The organism is Bacillus sp. RZ2MS9 (assembly GCF_001816185.2).
GTDB classification, from domain to species: Bacteria; Bacillota; Bacilli; order Bacillales; family Bacillaceae_G; genus Bacillus_A; species Bacillus_A cereus.
The window spans coordinates 2,752,846-2,768,505 of the sequence record NZ_CP049978.1 but is presented as its reverse complement, the minus strand read 5'-3'; the positions used below and the strand labels follow the sequence as shown (position 1 = coordinate 2,768,505).

Below are 15,660 nucleotides of genomic sequence, written 5' to 3'. Positions count from 1 at the left end.
CCCGCTATTTGCCGGGCAGTAAGACCCCACCTCAAAATTAAAGCAAAGAAGTGGCCCTGCTGATCGTAAACGCCCAATTGGTGAGGGCTGATTAAAGTTTCACTTTATAAAGAAGGAGGAAGTGGGAAAATACTTTCATACCTGCATTAAATTTTACTTAATAAGAAATCTTTGAGTTTCTCAACTTTTATATAAAATAAAACTGAATTTTCAGTTATTTTGTTATATAGTAAAAGAGAACGAATAAGGGGAGGGAAGATTTTGAGTAAAAAGAAAATGGCAATTACACTGTCAGCAATGCTATCTGCAACAATTATACCTAGCTTTACTATGGATGTGCATGCAGAGAAGAAGGAAGAGACTAAAAGTACGAAAATTGAATTAGAAAATGGGATGACAAAACCGATTTATTCTCTCGATGAAGCTATTATCGAAAATTTATATGTAGAGACAGAAGTTGATAGTGATCGAGACGGTAAGAAAGACAGAGTATCGATAAAAGTTATGCGTCCAAAGACAGATCCGAATGTGAAAGTTCCTGTTATTTATGAAATGAGTCCATATCGATCTGGATTAAAAGATGTTCCTGTATATAATGTAGATGAAGAATTGTATGCGTATGAAGGAAAACCGTATGGAGCGGTTAATCTTGGTTCGTATGGGAACTATTACGTGCCAAGAGGTTATGCAGTTATTCTAGGCGAAAGTATCGGTACTGGAAAATCAGATGGATGCCCTACAACTGGAGATGAACAAGAGATACTCGGGACAAAATCTGTTATTGATTGGGTAAACGGTCGCGCGAAAGCATTTACAGAACAGGGTGAGGAAGTTCAGGCAAATTGGTCTACAGGAAATGTAGGTATGACTGGAGTTTCCTATAATGGTACTTTACCAAATGCTGTTGCGACTACTGGAGTCGAAGGTTTAAAAACAATTATTCCAATCGCAGCAATTAGTAGTTGGTATGATTATTATCGTGCAAATGGTGCAGTCATTGCTCCAGGCGGATATCAAGGGGAAGATACAGATAATATGGCAGAAGCAGTACTGACAAGGGAAAACCCTGAAGTTTGCGGACAAGTTATAAAAGAGTTAACGGCTGGACAAGACAGAAAAACAGGTAATTATAATGATTTTTGGGATAAACGTAACTATGTAAAAGATGCTAAAAATGTAAAAGCGAGTGTATTTGTTGTTCATGGTTTAAACGATTGGAATGTTAAAACAAAACAGTTCGCGCAATGGTGGGAAGCACTTGGAGAAAATAATGTTCCTCGTAAAATGTGGCTACATCAAGGTGGTCACGGTGGGACATCAAGTAATAACTGGCAGCAAACACAAAATAAATGGTTAGATTATTGGTTATACGGAATTGAAAATGGAATTATGGATGAACCAATGGTTGATGTGCAAAGAGAAAATAAAACGTGGCAAAAGATAAAAAATTGGCCAGATCCATCAGCTGTACCTTCAAAAATCCGTATGTATTTAAGTAATAAATTAGTCAATTTGCCATTAAGTATGGGATCGGCTAATAAAGTTTTCTCATTCTTAGATGATGCACAAATGAAATCAAACCAATTAGTAGCAAACCCAGAATTAGAAGTAGCAAATCGATTAGTATATACAATGCCTGTACTGCAAAAAGATACGCGTATAAGTGGTACACCAAAGATTTCAATTACAGGAAATATTGATCGATCTGTATCAAATTTAACAGCATTACTTGTTGACTATGGAGGAGCGAAGCCGGAAATCGTAACGAGAGGCTGGATGGATCCACAAAACTTAAAGAGTATAGAAAATTCAACAGCGATTCAACCGGGCAAAGATTATACATTTACATGGGACATGCAGCCAGATGATTATGTATTTAAAGCGGGGCATCAAATCGGAGTTGTTTTAATTGCAAGTGATTATGATTATACAATTAGACCGAAAGCTGGCACGAAACTTACAGTGAAATTAAGTGAAGTGACATTGCCGATTGTGAAATAAATATTTTTTCTAAAGAGCTTACTAAAGTAAGCTCTTTAATTTGTAGTCTGAATTTTTAATTTTTATATTTAAAATTGGAAGGTTATGTAATACAATATCATTATATTCTATGGAAAGTGAGTGATATATTATGACAGTCAGCTCTTTCGAAATATCATTAAAATCAGAGGTGCAGGAAGATTAGTTGAATTGAAATCTTCCGTACGTAAAAACGGAGGAGAAAATAAATGTTTAGCTTTTATAGTACACTTTGTACAGAACTGTATGATTACACAAAACCAGTCGGTTATTCTTTAAATGGTGATATTGAGTATTACAAAAAACGTTTAAAAGATTGTAGAGGAAGAATCCTCGAAGCCGCAGTAGGTTCAGGACGTGTCATCATTCCGCTTCTAGAGGCTGGTTTTAAAGTGGATGGGATAGATTATTCACCTGAAATGCTAGATTCTTGCCGTAAGCGCTGTAAAGAGAGAGGCTTACATCCTAATTTATATGAAGGAAGCTTGCAACAATTTTCACTTCCGCATAAATATGACGCAATTATCATTCCTACTGGATCTTTTTGTTTAATTGAAAATCGTGTGGATTCTATAAATGCATTGAAATGTTTTTATGAACATCTTAATCCAGATGGACGATTAATCGTAGATATTATGCTTCCGCATGACTGGAAGACTGGGGAAATTCATACATCGACTTTCTCTTTGCCGAGTGGAGACGGAATCACATTAGAAAATAAATCAATTGAAATAGATTGGCTGAACCAAGTTACTGTATCATATTTGAAATATGAAAAGTGGAGTAAAGGACAGTTATTACAAACAGAACTACAACGCTTTGCGCTGCGCTGGTATGGAATAGAAGAGTTTAAACTTCTTTTAGAAAGTATAGGTTTCTCTAATATTACGTGCTCTGCTGAATATGATTATGAAAAAGAACCGTCAAATGCAAATCAAATGATTACTTTTGAAGCTGTGCGAAAAGAATAGAACTAAAACTATGAATAAAAAATAAGGCAATCGATTTAAAATCGGCTGCCTTATTTTTTATTTTATGTAATGGTTTATAGAGAAAGATTGGAGGGAAATAAATGAAACTTATATTAATATTTGGCCCACAAGCAGTTGGAAAAATGACAGTGGGGCAAGAATTAGCAACATTAACCGGTTTAAAACTTTTTCATAACCACATGACAATTGATTTAGTAAGTCCAATTTTTGATTACAGTACGAAAGAAGCAAAAAGACTAGTAAGTTTATTTCGTAATGAAATATTTGAAGAAGTATCTAAAAGTGATTTATCTGGAATGATTTTTACGTATATATGGGCATTTGACCTCCAAGCGGATTGGGATTATATACATCATGTAGAAAGTATTTTTGAATCAAAAGGTGGAACAGTGTATTTTGTAGAGCTGGAAGCGGAATTAGATGAAAGATTAGAACGAAATAAAAGCCCGAATAGATTAGAACATAAACCGAAAAAAAGAGATATTGAGTGGTCTGAAAATAATTTGAAAGAAACGATGAAAAAGCATAGATTAAACTCTCTTCATGGTGAAATTGAAAAAGAAGAGTATATAAAAATTAATAACACGTATTTGAGTGCAAAAGAAGTAGCGGAAATGATTAAAGAGAAGTTTCAATTGTGAAATTTTTGAAGTCTATTTCGTTTTCGTTGTCCAAGCATTCTCCTACTAATTACATATACTATTTATGTTAAAGTCGGCTACTATTTTATATAGGGCTGTTATTTTCCTATAAATGCTATTTTAGTGAAGTGGGAGGAATCAATTTGGAAAACGTAGAACAAGATAGAATTGAAAATCAAGTGTATTCAAATCGTGTAGTAAGATCAGAATTTGATTCGAATTGGGAAACTTGTATATCAAAGAGTGGTTATGTAATTTATGTAGCAACAAGTAATAATGCTGAAGTAATAGTGCTTCTTGCAGATGGTTCAAGTAAATTATTAATTTTTGAAAAAGGCGGTAAAGTAGTAGTTGGTGGCGGTGGAACAAGTCATTACAGTAAGCCGCATATTGCAAGAAATATTTAAGATAGAACATGTTAATTAAGAAGAAGCTGGAAAACGGTTGTCATTCATGTTTAGGGCATGATAGACGAACCGTTTTTTATTTGTTTATAAATTTAGAAGAACTTCATTGATTACAAATACATCAGGATGGGCAGCGAAATTAGAAGAAAACTTGGCGGGTAATGGTACAAAATATTATGTAGGTTTGCAAGAATCTTATAAGCGATATAAAAAAGCATTTCCTATTTGGGGAAACACTACTTCTATGTTATAGTATAATAGTGTTTTTAGATGGTGCTATTTTAATATATTTATAATTTTGTTATGTATTATTTTTATATTAAATAAGCGTCTAAAGTATTTTTTTATATAAGGAGTAATAATTAGAGAAATGAAAAATATAGACTTTATACTAGAAAGTGATGAGGCATTAAAACCGTCTGAACGATTAGTACTATTATTATTAGAGAAGCATAGAATGCTATATACGAACGATCTATTGGCATTATCAAATTTATCATATAAAACATTAACAGATTCATTAACGGCGCTAGTTTTAAAATCGTATGTGTTAAAGGAAACAGGTAAGGGAAGAAGACAGAATTGCTATAGATTAGTATGATAAGGCAGCTGTTTTAGAGACTTTTACATATGTTTTTTCAATCGTAAGGTGGAAGTGAATTTTTTGTTTTCAAACGAAAAATTCACTATAAGAGGGGTTAAGATAGTAGTGTTTCATTTTTGTAAATGTAATTATTTCATCATTGAAAATACAAAAATAAAATAAACAGTATAAAAAAGAAATAAAAAAACAATCCATTTTAAAAAGGGATTGTTTTTTTATTGGAATAATATTATTTGATATGTTGAAAGCATAAATAGCAGAATAAACATTACCTGTTTTAGTTCATGAAACTGAACAAATATGATGAAAACTATGTGTATAGTTTTTTGCTTGCTTTTTCAGTAACTCTAATGAAATCATGGTCTTCATTGTTTAAAGGCAGTATTTTTAACATTATTGCTATTCAGCCATTAAGCACAAAAAAGTAATATATATAATATTATTATGTAAACTTAAGATTTTAAAAGGAAAATATAATAATTAATAGAACATGTAGAAGGAGATGCTTAAATATTTTGAAGGATGGGAGATTATTATGGAGCATTTACAATCAATAGCACAAGCTGTTATAAGTGGTAATAAGGAAAAAGTAGTGAAGTTTATAAAGGCGAGTCCAAGTATTGTTAACGAATGTAGTGAAGATGGCTGGATACCACTTCATTTAGCAGCTTATTTTGGACAGAAAGAAATAGCGAGTTTTCTTTTAGAAAGCGGTGCAGATATACATAGTAGAGCGAAAAACGAAAATGAAAATACACCTTTGCAAGCGGCAATTGCGAACAAGCAAAGTGAACTTGTCGCTTTCTTAATTGAAAAAGAATCAGATGTAAATATTATGCAAAGTGGTGGCTGGACAGGACTCCACGAAGCAGCATTATTAGGAAATGAAGAAATAATTATGTTGCTCCTTAAAAATGGAGCTAATAAGATGATTAAGAAAAATGATGGGAAAACAGCGTATGATATTGCATTAGAAAAAGGATATAATCACCTTTTACATCATTTGAAACAGGAAGTGAACTTATGATGAATAAATGGAGTGTTGGTATATTTTTATTTAATGAAGTAGAAGTGTTAGACTTTGCAGGGCCATTTGAAGTTTTTTCTGTAACTGAGGTGAATGAAGAAAAAACATTTACTGTTTATACAGTTAGCGAGAATGGGGAAATGATTACAGCAAGGAATGGATTGAAGGTACAGCCAGATTATAGTATTGAAAATTTACCACCAGTGGATATTTTAATAATTCCGGGTGGGCTAGGTGCTAGAAAATATGAAATAAAAAATGAAATAGTAATAAAATGGATTCGCCAACAAATGAAAGAAGTAAAGCTGATGACTTCAGTTTGTACAGGAGCGCTATTACTGGCGAAAGCAGGTTTACTGGAAGGTTTAAAAGCAACAACACATTGGGCTAGTATTGAAAAGTTTAAAAATGAGTTTCAAAATGTTGAAGTTATAGAAAATGTAAAGTTTGTAGATGAAGGACATATTATAACATCTGCCGGAATTTCAGCTGGAATTAATATGGCATTTCATATTGTGAAAAACTTGTTAGGTGTGCATGTTGCGGAGGACACAGCGAAGCGAATGGAGTATGATATTAGTTTGCCAAATTAAAAAGCCCGGATTGGGCTTTTTATATTGAATGAATATAGTTAAGCTCTTCATCACTCAAAATAGGGCGAACAGATGCATTTGCATTTTCTTGTGCTTGTGTTCCTGTTTTTGCACCAGGAATTACAACACTTACTGCCGGATGAGAGAGTACATAGCGAAGTGCAAGTTGCCCTAGGGTCTGATTTTTATTTGAGAGCAGCCGAAGTTTCTCTACGGTTTGTAAGTCTTCTTGAAACCAAGTTTCATTTGGCCAATCTTTGCGTAAATCTCCATCTGGAAAAATTGTTTTATTTGTGAATTTTCCAGTTAAAATGCCCATTTTTAATGGACCACGAATAACAGCTCCTAGATTTTTCTCTTGTAAGAATGGTAATATATCTTTTTCTGGTTTTCGATTTAATATATTGTAATCAAGTTGTACGATATCAATTTCGTTGTTGTTATTGAAATGATGAATGTATTGTAAATCATGAGTCGAAACACCGACTGCTCTTACTTTGCCATCACGTTTTAATATGTCAAATGCACGTAGAAATGCTTCTGTTTCTCTACGATTATGCCACCAAATATGACAAAAATAAAGATCAATATAATCTGTTTGAAGACGTTGTAAACTTGTTTCGAATACGGCGATGATTTTTTCGGGAGTATCATATACAGGAACTCCATTAGGGTCGTAGTGATGTCCGATTAAACCACCTTTCGTTGATAGGATAATATCATTACGATGTCCTTTAATCGCGGTAGCTACCAACTTTTCACTATGTCCTAAACCATACACATCCGCAGTATCAATAAAATTCACACCACACTCAATTGCTTTTTTTATAGCGGTTATAGATTGTTTATCGTTAACAGGTCCCCATTCATCACCACCGATTGCCCATGCGCCAAAACCTATTTCAGAAACAGTTATTCCAGTTTTACCTAATGTGCGGTAATACATATTCCCCCTCCTTGTAAGCATGTTATAACATGGATATGTGGGGAAGGAATTTTGTGTGTGAAAAAACTCTTCTACAATAGTAGAAAAAGAATTACAGAAACTACTATTTTATAGCAGCATGTATAAAAAAAATCGGTGTAAATATGGAAATGTCGTCGAATGCTATCTTTAATTGGTTAATTTATGGGATATTTTTGTGAAGGAGTTTATTTTATAAGAATAGAATTTAGTTTAGTAAGAAAACGTGCCGATGGTAGTGAAAAATATGGGTTAGGGGGATTTGAATGAGGAAACTCGAGCGAGTAAATGTTCCTAATATACCAGAGCAATTATCACAACCTAGTGACAAGCGTAGGATAAATAAAAAGAAGTTAAGGCGACTTATTTTAATGGTCCTTTTTATTGCGGCAACTACTCTATATGTTCAATATATTTTAACGAAACAACAAGAAGTAATTGATAAAAAGAAAGATACGATTACGGATCAAAAGAAGCAATTAGTATCTTTAAAGAAAGATAAAGATTCTTTAAAGACTAACATAGAAAATTTAACAGACGATGAGGAAGAAATTTTGAAGTTAGCGAGAAAAGAGTATCAATTTTCTAAGTCAAATGAAACTATATTTGTGATGCCAAAGTAATAAAAACAGTTAGCCATTGAACTGCACCCCCAATTGTTAGACACCGTCTAACAATTGGGGGTGCAGTTTTTTATGTATGAATGTCATGGTACAAGGAACAATCACATATTGTAGAAATGAAGAGTTTAAGCTATTTTCATAAATATGGAATATGCACTAAAATAAATGTTGTTAAAATTCTGTCAATTATATTATAATACAAGGTAAGCGGATACATTTTTTAATCAACGTTGAGTTCCTCGCTCATACGACTATTAAGAAACCCGTTATCCTCGTATAAGAAAGGAAGATAGCTGTGTACGCCTCAAATACAATTTATATCGTAGGGGATGCGAAAGCACCTCAAAATAATCCCATTACTGAAAAGTTTAAAAGCTATTTCGTAGCATTTATACTTGTTAAGGATACAGGGGAAATTGTAGATGCAGACTGCTCAGCGACAATTGCATTAACATCTCAATTTGTTAAATATTTATTTCTACATAAAAATATAAATGACCCGGCGTTAGTAATGGAAGTAAAGAACCGATATTTCGGTTCTTCTCAAAAAGCGTTACTTGTAGCGCTAAAAGATGCACAGAAAAAATATAATCAGATTGCTGCTTTGTCTACTCAATCATAGACAAAATCCAGCCGTAAGAATCATTCTTATGGCTGGATTTTTTTATTTCACATTATCGTCCTACATCAAAAGTAAACGAAAACAAAGTAGAGAGATAGAAGAGTAAATGCCCAATAGGTTTACCTAATAATCCGTGGGTATAAATCTCCGGTGGATTAAAATTTCACTTCATTGGAGAATGAAAGGATGAACAAAATGAAAATTACAGATGTAAAAGTAAATCGTAGACGTGTAAAACTGCATACACCGTTTAAAACCGCGCTTCGTACTGTAACAGAAATTGAAAGTATAGATGTTTATATTCATACAGACGAAGGAGTGATTGGTAAGGGGGCTGCAGCCGCAACGCCAGTTATTACGGGGGATTTCACCAGCGGAATGGAAGAAGCGATTTTAGGACCGATGCGTTCATGTTTAATTGGTCAAAATATCATTCAGTTTCAGCAGTTACTACAGGGCATTCAAATGAGTTGTATTGGAAATTCAAGTGCGAAAGCAGCGGTAGATATCGCTTTATATGATGTATATTGCCAATATCAAAATGTGCCGTTATATGCCTTGTTAGGCGGGAAGAAAGAAATTCATACCGATATTACAGTGAGTGTGGATGAGCCTGTATTAATGGCAAAAGAAGCGAAGAAACATATAGAAAAAGGATTTCAAACATTAAAGATTAAAGTGGGTAAAGAGGCGCATTTAGATTTGGAACGTATTGAGGCAATTCGAAATGTGGTACCAAGAAATACGATATTACGTTTAGATGCGAATCAAGGTTGGAGTCCAAAAGAAGCGGTCTCTATTATTCAAGAAATGGAAAATCGTAATTTAAATATAGAATTTATTGAACAACCAGTACATGCGAAAGATTGGGATGGGCTAAAGTATGTCAAAGATCGTGTGCAAACGCCAATTATGGCCGATGAAAGTATATTTTCAGCAAGTGACGCATTAAAGCTCGTTCAAGGAAGATATGCAGACTTCATTAATATTAAATTAATGAAATGTGGTGGTATACGTGAAGCATGGCGTATTGCAGATATCGCAGAAACAGCTGGTGTGAAGTGTATGGTGGGCAGCATGATGGAATCTTCACTTTCCGTTAGTGCTGTTGCGCATTTAGCGGCAGCGCATCCTAATATTCATTATTTTGATCTTGATGCACCGCTTTGGTTAATGGAAGAGCCAGAAGGAATGACTTATTCTGGATCAAAGGTAAACCTTCAATCGACAGTGAATAGTAAGTCTTAGGAGAAGAGACTAGTAAACTATCTTTTAAGGGGGATAAATATGAAAAAAGTAGGAACTGCATTTTTAACAACTTTATTTATATTTTCATCGTTTACATTGGCAAATGCTGAAGAAAAGAAGGATAATAAAGCATTTATAGATGTATCTGCTGCAACGTTATGGACAGTACCTGATTCATTAAGGCCAATCGATACACCGAGTACAACAAATCCAGTGGATCTATGGAAATGGACGAAATCAATGACACTTGACGAGAAACTATGGTTAACAAATGCAAATAAATTAGAAACACAAGCGTTACTCGGTCAAGAAGTAACTGTTATTGATAAGAAAGGCGAATGGGTGAAGGTATTAGTGCATGGACAGCCAACACCCCGAAATGAAGAAGGTTATCCGGGCTGGATGCCTGAAAAACAATTAACATATAATCAAGAATTTGCAGATAAAACAAATGAACCTTTTGTCTTAATAACCAAACCAACAGCTATTTTATATATAAACCCTTCTGAAAAACATAAATCACTTGAAGTCAGTTATAATACAAGACTGCCGCTATTAAGTGAAGACACAATTTCATACCGTGTATTGTTGCCAAATGGGCAAAAAGCATGGATACGTAAAAATGATGGAACAGTTTACCAATCTCAAACTGATATTCCAACTCCGGCGGCCGATGATTTAATTAACACAGGGAAAATGTTTTTAGGATTACCGTATATATGGGCTGGTACAAGTGGTTTTGGATTTGATTGCTCTGGCTTCACGCATACGATCTATAAATCGCACGGCATTACAATTCCGCGAGATTCTGGACCGCAATCAAGAGCAGGAGTTGCAGTTGATAAAGAAAATCTACAAAAAGGAGATTTAATTTTCTTTGCACATGATCAAGGGAAAGGTAGTGTCCATCACGTCGCAATGTATATTGGTGATGGCAATATGATTCACTCACCAAGAGCTGAAAGATCGGTAGAGATTATACCGCTAAATACACCAGGATATATAGAAGAATACGCTGGTGCTCGTCGTTACTTACCTTAAAAATAGAGGGGGTTTTTAAATGAAAAAAGTTGTTCGTTACTCATTAGTTAGTACTCTATTAGTTTCTTCATTTTTAGTTGGCTGCGCAAAAGAAAAAACTGCAACAAAGCCCAAAGATGAGAAGAAAGTATTACAGTTACTAGAAACGGGTGAAATTCCGTCGTTAAATTCAGGGAAAGTAACAGATGCAGTCTCGTTTAACGTTTTAAATAACGTAATGGAAGGACTATTTCGTCTATCGAAAAATGATGAAGAAATTGAAGCCGGCGCACAAAAATATGAAGTGAGTAAAGATGGAAAGACATATACATTCCAATTGCGTGATGCGAAATGGTCTAACGGAGATCCAGTAACCGCCCATGATTACGTATACGCTTGGAAGCAATTGATTAATCCAGATACAGCTTCTCAATATGCATACATTGCGTACGATGTAAAAAATGCTGAGAAGATAAATAAAAAACAACTAGGTCTAGATGAATTAGGAGTAAAAGCGAAGGATGATAAAACATTCGTCGTAGAGCTAGAACATCCTGTACCGTATTTTACGAAATTATTAATTTTACCATCCTTCTATCCAATTAACGAAAAATATGCGAAAGAGCAAGGTGATAAATATGGATTAGAAGCAAATAAAGCGGTATATAATGGACCGTTTACATTATCAGAGTGGAAGCATGAAGCTAGCTTTACAATGAAGAAAAACGATAAGTATTGGGATAAAAAAGAAGTGAAGTTAGATGAAGTAAACTATCAAATTGTAAAAGAAATTTCAACTGCGGTAAATTTATATGAAACAGATAAAGTTGATAGAGCTGTTATTTCTACAGAATTCGTAGATAAATATAAAAATAATAAAGAGCTAAAACAATATACAGATCCAGTTATGTACTTCTTCCGATTTAATGAAAATGTACCGATTCTTAAAAATAAAAATGCACGTCTTGCGCTAAGTACAGTTTTTGATAAGAAGGGACTCGCAGATTCATTTTTAAATGATGGATCGGTTGCAGCGAACTATTACGTACCAAAAGGATTTTTAAAGGGCCCAGATAAGAAAGATTTTAGAAGTACGTCTGGTGAGTTTAATAAGACAAATGTAAAACAGGCGAAGGAATATTGGGAGAAAGCAAAACAAGAGACAGGTACAAATGAAGTGACTTTAGAATTATTAAATTATGACTTAGAAAACTTTAAAAAAGTTGGAGAGTACATTAAAGAGCAGCTTGAGAAAAACTTACCAGGATTAAAAGTGAATGTGAAATTACAGCCGCATACGCAAAAATTAGCACTTGAGAAGAAGAAAGAATATGAAATGTCGTTATCACGCTGGTTACCAGATTATCCAGATCCAATGACTTACTTAGAAGTATTCCTTTCTGGAAGCAGTGTTAATAATACAGAATATGCAAATCCAGAATATGATGCATTAATTAAGAAGATTAAAACAGAATTAGGTAATGATGAAAAGGCTCGTTGGAAAGCAATGCAAGATGCTGAAAAAATGCTACTTGATGATGCAGTAATTGCACCGGTATTCCAGCGTGGATTATCTTACTTACAAAAACCATATGTGAAAGATTTATATGTACATCAATTTGGTCCAGCTACAAGTTTAAAATGGGCAGATTTACAAAAATAAAAGAATGGGGAAACAGACTTCACGTATGTGATAGTCTGTTTTTTCTTATTTAAAGTTAGAAAAATAGTTCATGGTATAATTTATTAGTCTGTAAACAGTATTTGGAGGGAAAATGATGTCTATGTTTGAAGAAGAGAAAGTAATTTATACAAAAAGATTATTTATGAGGAAACCAATTGTAGAAGATATTGATCAGTTTTATAACATATTAAAAAAAGATACTGTTGGCAAATGGCTGGCTAAATCAAGAGGAATGTCGAAGGAAGAAACAAATGATTATATTGGGCAACTTATCTTACATTGGGAACAGTATGACTTCGGGGTATGGTTGTTATTTAATAGTGAAACAGGAAAGATTTTAGGACATTGTGGTTTAAGAAAGGTAGATGAAACAGGTGAAATAGAAATTATGTATCTTCTTGACCCAGAACATTGGAGGAATGGGTATGCATTAGAAGCAGCAGAGGCTTCCATTAAATATGCAATAGAGACTTTGAATGTAACAAGAATAATTGCTAGAGTTAAAGTAGCAAATGAGAGCTCGAAAAAACTTTTACGAAAGCTCGGGTTTATATATACTCATGAAGTTGATCATAGCGGGCGCTTATTATCATATTTTGAACTCCATACATCATCCAAAGAATTCTAGACATTTCATATATTTTTTCATTGTTAAAAAATAAAATTATTACTAAAATTCCAGTGTGAAATTTATGTAGAATCTTGTATAATTAAAATGTTTCTATGGAAACATTTTCTTGCGCTATTTATATAGGGCTTAATAGAACAAGGAAGGAAATACATACATGTATATAATAGATAAATAGAATGGAACATGTATAGAGACAAAGGAGAGAAAAGATGACGTGTCAAAAACAAGGGTTACAATTTAATAACGATAGAAAGAGGGACAGAAGATGAAAATGAAGCATGCTTTTGGTCCTATAATTTTAGCGTGTGTGCTTTTTTTCATTATCATTCTAATCCCATCGAAAAGTTTAGTATCGCTTATTAGTGATAAGAAGGTAGAAGATGCGGCAACTTCTTTACAAAAAGAGAAATTACAAAGTGTTTTCTTACAGCAAAAAATGTTAGAGAATTCACAGTATTTACCGATGTACGGTTCATCAGAATTTTTACGAATGGATGCATATCATCCGTCTAATTATTTCAAAGTAAATCCAGCTGGTTTTACACCGTTTTTAATTGGAACTGGTGGTACACAAAGTTTAGCTCATATTTTAAATATGACATCTACTATGGATGAATTAGAAGGTAAAAAAGTAGTGTTTGTTCTTTCACCACAATGGTTTACAAAGACTGGTGTATCACAAGGGGATTTCACTAATAATTTCTCCAAACAACAAGCATATCATTTTATTTTTAATGATGAGATAAATCCAGGAATGAAGAAGCAAATCGCGAAACGGCTATTAGATTATAAAGTTGTTCAAGAAGATGATATATTAAAAAATTCATTAGAAGGTATTGTATATAATGATACGAAACATAACATAAAAGCAGGTTTAGTTAAACCACTTGCTTATATGCATCGAAATATTTTAGATCATAGAGATTTATTTAACTCTTTATTTAAAATCGAACCGATGAAAGAGAAAACAAATATCGGACTTCGTTCAATTTCTTGGGAAGACGCACGTAAACACGCAGAACAAGAAGGGAAAGCAGAGTCTACTACAAATACATTCGGAATTGAAAATCCGTATTATCATAAGAATAATCTGAAGAAAAAACTAAAAGGTTTAAAAAACTTTAGAGCAAATGAAACATATGATGAATCACCAGAATACGATGATTTACAAATTATTTTAGATTTATTTAAAGAGAAAAATGTCAAACCACTCTTTATTTCTGTACCCGTAAATGGGCCTTGGTATGATTATACTGGCTTCCCGAAAGAACGCCGTGAAGTGTATTATAAAAAAGTTCGAGAACAGGTTGAGAAAGCAGGATATCCAGTAGTTGATTTCTCTGGTCATGAATATGATAAGTATTTCTTAAAAGATACGATTCATTTGGGCTGGAAAGGTTGGATTTATTTTGATGAAGCAGTGCATAAATTTAATTCTGAGAAATAAAGTATAGAAATCGGAATGGCTATGAGCCGTTCCGATTTTTTTAGTATAGAGGATTTTGGTGAGGACAATTTGGGAATGCATGTATATCTTGAATCTGTCCATAATCATAATGTTTCATTGCGAACTGGGCTTGATAAAGGTATTCATACACATATAATTGACCATCATGAGCTTGAACATAATACACCAGAAGTTCCTTGCCCATTTATGAAAGAGATACCGATAGGGCGTCCGATTAAGTATGGTATTTTTTGCTGCCAATGCATAGGGGAATCACTCCTTTTTGAGATAATATACGAAAGAAATGATTGAATGGTTGCTTATCCATATAAATGTAGATGGAAAGGTGTTATATAATTCCTGAAGATTAATATAAATAAAAAACCGCTATAATTCTGAATTTATAGCGGCTTTTTTATATTCTTAAGCAAGATTTTTACGCTTTTTTGTCCATTTTTTTATAACGAAGTATAAAAGTATAAGTACGACGCCACCAATTGCGAATGATTTCACATACGGACCAGCAATATCGTTAATATTTTCCCAATTTTCACCTAGCTTTTCACCTAAATAAATGAAAATAATAGACCAAGGGATAATCGCAAGTGCTGTTAGTGTAGTGAAACGTAGTAAAGGCATTTTTGTAATACCAGCAGGAATTGAAATCGCATGACGCACTACTGGAATGAAGCGTGCTGTAAAAATGACACCAGTTCCGTAACGATTAAACCAATCTTCTGCAGCGTCTATTTGCTTTTTATGTATGAAAATATATTTTCCATAACGTTCTAATATAGGGCGTCCACCATATCGTCCAAGCCAATAAATAAAGATTTGGGCAATAACACCGCCAATTGTACCGAATACAACTGCGCCTATAAATGAGATACTTCCATTGAATACTAAGTATCCTGCATAAGCAAGGACAATTTCACTTGGGATAATCTCAATCATAAGTCCAAGCATAATGCCCCAATAACCTAATCCTTCAAAAAACGTTAATACTGAATGAATAAAACTACTTAACATTGTTGCACCTTCTAGTTTATGAATTTTTGAGTATAAGAACCTTTTATTTAATTACGTAAAAGGTTCACTATATGTAGATTATACCTTATTTACATAGGGGATTGCTATT

Annotated in this window: 17 protein-coding genes and 1 pseudogene; 15 read left to right on the top strand and 3 right to left on the bottom strand. The window is 33.5% G+C overall.

Going from position 1 to position 15,660, the window contains the following annotated elements; all coding sequences use genetic code 11:
* Positions 1–261: 261 nt before the first annotated feature.
* From BHV55_RS14180 to BHV55_RS14145, 8 genes are all read left to right on the top strand, one after another.
* Positions 262–2,001 (top strand): Xaa-Pro dipeptidyl-peptidase, encoded by a 1,740-nt coding sequence (locus BHV55_RS14180; RefSeq protein WP_000038302.1) that lies wholly within the window; start codon positions 262–264, stop codon positions 1,999–2,001.
* A gap of 227 nt (positions 2,002–2,228) precedes the next feature.
* On the top strand, positions 2,229–2,990 hold the full coding sequence (locus BHV55_RS14175; RefSeq protein WP_070757904.1) for a class I SAM-dependent methyltransferase: 762 nt from the start codon (positions 2,229–2,231) through the stop codon (positions 2,988–2,990).
* A 101-nt stretch (positions 2,991–3,091) separates the two neighbouring features.
* A complete protein-coding gene (locus BHV55_RS14170) occupies positions 3,092–3,652 on the top strand; it encodes an AAA family ATPase (protein WP_000767062.1) in 561 nt (186 codons plus the stop codon).
* A 143-nt stretch (positions 3,653–3,795) separates the two neighbouring features.
* Positions 3,796–4,059: a hypothetical protein gene (locus BHV55_RS14165; protein WP_000432429.1), complete on the top strand. Its 264-nt coding sequence runs from the start codon at positions 3,796–3,798 to the stop codon at positions 4,057–4,059.
* A gap of 106 nt (positions 4,060–4,165) precedes the next feature.
* Positions 4,166–4,312: a hypothetical protein gene (locus tag BHV55_RS14160; protein WP_168369339.1), complete on the top strand. Its 147-nt coding sequence runs from the start codon at positions 4,166–4,168 to the stop codon at positions 4,310–4,312.
* A 117-nt stretch (positions 4,313–4,429) separates the two neighbouring features.
* A complete protein-coding gene (locus BHV55_RS14155; RefSeq protein ID WP_000789031.1) occupies positions 4,430–4,660 on the top strand; it encodes a hypothetical protein in 231 nt (76 codons plus the stop codon).
* Between the two features lie 538 nt (positions 4,661–5,198).
* Complete coding sequence (locus BHV55_RS14150) at positions 5,199–5,690, top strand: ankyrin repeat domain-containing protein (protein WP_070757902.1); 492 nt, start codon at positions 5,199–5,201, stop codon at positions 5,688–5,690.
* On the top strand, positions 5,687–6,283 hold the full coding sequence (locus BHV55_RS14145; protein ID WP_000981432.1) for a DJ-1/PfpI family protein: 597 nt from the start codon (positions 5,687–5,689) through the stop codon (positions 6,281–6,283). Before BHV55_RS14150 ends, BHV55_RS14145 begins: the two co-directional genes overlap by 4 nt.
* A gap of 19 nt (positions 6,284–6,302) precedes the next feature.
* Here BHV55_RS14145 and BHV55_RS14140 read toward each other — a convergent pair whose 3' ends face one another.
* A complete protein-coding gene (locus BHV55_RS14140; protein WP_070757900.1) occupies positions 6,303–7,229 on the bottom strand; it encodes an aldo/keto reductase in 927 nt (308 codons plus the stop codon).
* A 284-nt stretch (positions 7,230–7,513) separates the two neighbouring features.
* Between BHV55_RS14140 and BHV55_RS14135 the strand changes: the two genes are divergently transcribed.
* The 7 genes from BHV55_RS14135 to dltD all read left to right on the top strand — a co-directional run bounded on the left by BHV55_RS14135 (position 7,514) and on the right by dltD (position 14,522).
* The gene (locus BHV55_RS14135; protein ID WP_001228371.1) at positions 7,514–7,870 is read left to right on the top strand and encodes an FtsB family cell division protein; all 357 of its coding nucleotides are present in this window, start codon (positions 7,514–7,516) and stop codon (positions 7,868–7,870) included.
* 295 nt (positions 7,871–8,165) lie between these two features.
* A complete protein-coding gene (locus tag BHV55_RS14130) occupies positions 8,166–8,492 on the top strand; it encodes a DUF3870 domain-containing protein (RefSeq protein ID WP_000271312.1) in 327 nt (108 codons plus the stop codon).
* 186 nt (positions 8,493–8,678) lie between these two features.
* Positions 8,679–9,740 (top strand): dipeptide epimerase, encoded by a 1,062-nt coding sequence (locus tag BHV55_RS14125; protein WP_001038458.1) that lies wholly within the window; start codon positions 8,679–8,681, stop codon positions 9,738–9,740.
* Between the two features lie 39 nt (positions 9,741–9,779).
* A complete protein-coding gene (locus BHV55_RS14120; protein WP_046392812.1) occupies positions 9,780–10,781 on the top strand; it encodes a C40 family peptidase in 1,002 nt (333 codons plus the stop codon).
* A gap of 19 nt (positions 10,782–10,800) precedes the next feature.
* Positions 10,801–12,423 carry a peptide ABC transporter substrate-binding protein gene (locus BHV55_RS14115; RefSeq protein WP_000758254.1) on the top strand — a complete coding sequence of 541 codons (1,623 nt, stop codon included), beginning with the start codon at positions 10,801–10,803 and terminating at the stop codon, positions 12,421–12,423.
* 115 nt (positions 12,424–12,538) lie between these two features.
* Complete coding sequence (locus tag BHV55_RS14110) at positions 12,539–13,072, top strand: GNAT family N-acetyltransferase (protein ID WP_139147424.1); 534 nt, start codon at positions 12,539–12,541, stop codon at positions 13,070–13,072.
* Positions 13,073–13,340: 268 nt separating this feature from the next.
* Positions 13,341–14,522 (top strand): D-alanyl-lipoteichoic acid biosynthesis protein DltD, encoded by a 1,182-nt coding sequence (gene dltD, locus BHV55_RS14105; RefSeq protein ID WP_000782304.1) that lies wholly within the window; start codon positions 13,341–13,343, stop codon positions 14,520–14,522.
* A gap of 40 nt (positions 14,523–14,562) precedes the next feature.
* On the opposite strand, the pseudogene BHV55_RS14100 reads toward dltD, so the two are convergent.
* Both BHV55_RS14100 and uptA read right to left on the bottom strand, forming a co-directional pair.
* Positions 14,563–14,788 (bottom strand): annotated as a pseudogene (locus BHV55_RS14100) (hypothetical protein).
* Positions 14,789–14,945: 157 nt separating this feature from the next.
* Positions 14,946–15,551 (bottom strand): undecaprenyl phosphate transporter UptA, encoded by a 606-nt coding sequence (gene uptA / locus BHV55_RS14095; protein ID WP_000952913.1) that lies wholly within the window; start codon positions 15,549–15,551, stop codon positions 14,946–14,948.
* Positions 15,552–15,660: the final 109 nt, after the last annotated feature.